The organism is Geobacillus sp. LYN3, from assembly GCF_003064505.1.
GTDB classification, from domain to species: Bacteria; Bacillota; Bacilli; order Bacillales; family Anoxybacillaceae; genus Parageobacillus_B; species Parageobacillus_B toebii.
On record NZ_QCWL01000001.1, the window covers coordinates 1,301,150 to 1,303,437 of the forward strand.

Here is a 2,288-nt window from a genome sequence, read left to right on the forward strand (position 1 = left end):
CTGCGGAAAACATCCGCAGGGCTGCTGTCAACCAGCCGAACGCGGCAGCCAATTAGGCTAGCTGCAAGCCCATGGCTTTAGCCGTTGGGTAGTTGACTACCTTTTTATCAAACAGGATATGTTTTATATTGTTCTATTTCCGTTCGTATTATACTGTTATAAGAATTTGCTCCTATAGACGCACGACGATAGTCCCTTTTATAATAATACAAGGTTCGACAAAAAACGAGATACATAAAGGGGAGAAACTGGCTGTGTTCAAAACATTGCGGACGAAACTCATCGTATTAATGGCATTGTTAATGATTGTTTCATTAGTGGTTACCCAGATTGTTGGGGTCGTTGAAACGAAAAAAATGATCCAGCAAGATGCTGAAAAACGTGCGCAATCCATTATAAAAAGGGCGGTTGGGGATGTTCGTGACAGTTTTCAAAGCGAGGAAAATAGTTTGCTGCAATTTAGTGAATCACCTGTTGTAGCGAAAATGATCAAAGATCGCCATTCATGGCCAGCGCTTGACCAAGAATTTCGCACGTTTTTAAAAATCCACGAAAATGTTCAACTTGCTTATATTGGAACGGCTGATAAAAAAATGTATACGACGCCGGCAGCTGAGTTGCCTGACGGTTACGATCCAACATCGCGTCCATGGTATAAAAAAGCGGAAGAAAATCCGGACAAAGTAGTTTGGACAGAGCCTTACGTCGATGCAATAACGGGAAAGAATATTATTACATTGGCCAAGGCGGTAAAAGAAGGTGGTCGTGTTGTTGCTGTACTAGGAATTGATATGACATTAGATGAAGTTGCAAAAATTGTAAATAATATTGATGTTGGCTATCATGGATATCCAGTATTAGTTGATCAAAATGGAATTGCCGTTGTGCACCCGCAATATAAAGGAAAAGATATGTCAAAAGATGCCAATGCCAAGTATATGCTAGAAAATAAAAGTGGCTTCTATACATATACATATGAAAATGAAAAACGGATGATGTATTTTACAACAATCCCTGAGCTAGGATGGAAAGTTGGCACCGTATATAAAGAGAAAGATTTATTTGCTGTCAGTCGATCGATTGCCACAAAAATGATGATCATTACGATTGTGGCTGTACTTATTGGCATCATCGCTATTTATTTTCTCGCCCGCTCCATCGTCAAGCCGGTAGTTGCACTTCAACACCAAGTGGAAAAAGTGGCGGAAGGCGATTTAACGGTGCACGTTCAAGTAAAATCAAAAGACGAAATCGGACAATTAGCGAATCATTTTAATCAGATGATTTCACAAATGCGGGCGCTGATCCACCAAGTCAATGAATCAGTAGCAGAACTAGCGGCTTCCGCTGATCATCTCAGCGCTGTTTCTGAGGAAACAATGGCGACAAGCGAACAAGTTGCAAGCGCCATTAACGATATTGCGAAAGGAACAACAGAGCAAGCAAGCGATTTAGATACGATCAATGAACGAACTACAGCGCTTTCGAAGCAGATTGAAACAGTTACGCAATCGGCGGCAAATATGCAAACATTATCGAATGAAACAAAAGAAGCTAGTTATAACGGGCTGGAAAATTTAAATGTGCTGCAATTAAAATCGGATGAGGCGAAAAAAGAACTATTGGCGGTTGAAAAAGTGATGAACGACTTAGTAGAAAAAATGAAACAAATTGATGAAGTGATCCAAACGATTACCGCTATTTCTGGACAAACGAATTTACTCGCTTTAAATGCCAGCATCGAAGCGGCAAGAGCAGGAGAACATGGAAAAGGATTTGCCGTTGTAGCGGAAGAAGTGCGTAAGTTAGCGGAACAATCAGCAAAAGCAACAGAGCTAATTCGTCAAACGATCGCTATGATTCAACAACAAGTCGATCTAGCGATGCAAGCGGTTAGTTATTCTAAAGATATGTACGAACAACAGCAACAAGCTGTCCATACAACAGGGGATTCATTTGTAAAAATTACGGCAATGATGGAAGAATTAACGGCGGCTGTTGCTAATATTACAGATGAAGCAAACCGGATGAACGAAAGCAAAGATGTTGTGATCGAAGCAATGCAAAATATTTCTGCCATCGCTCAGCAATCTGCAGCAGCTACAGAGGAAGTGGCAGCATCAGCTGATGATCAGCTGCAAGCATTGAGTACAGTGACGGAATCGGCAGAAAAATTAAGTGACATGGGACGGCAGTTACAAAAATTAGTCGAAAAGTTTAACATCTTTCCGAAAGAAGTCTCCCACTTCTAAACGAAGTGAAAGTGGGAGATGAATTTCGGTTAGGTA

Annotated in this window: 1 protein-coding gene; it reads left to right on the plus strand. The window is 40.9% G+C overall.

Annotated features, from left to right (window positions below; all coding sequences use genetic code 11):
- The first annotated feature begins 254 nt into the window (after nucleotides 1-254).
- On the plus strand, nucleotides 255-2,252 hold the full coding sequence (locus DCC82_RS06830) for a methyl-accepting chemotaxis protein (protein ID WP_097354262.1): 1,998 nt from the start codon (nucleotides 255-257) through the stop codon (nucleotides 2,250-2,252).
- The last annotated feature ends 36 nt before the right edge of the window (nucleotides 2,253-2,288 follow it).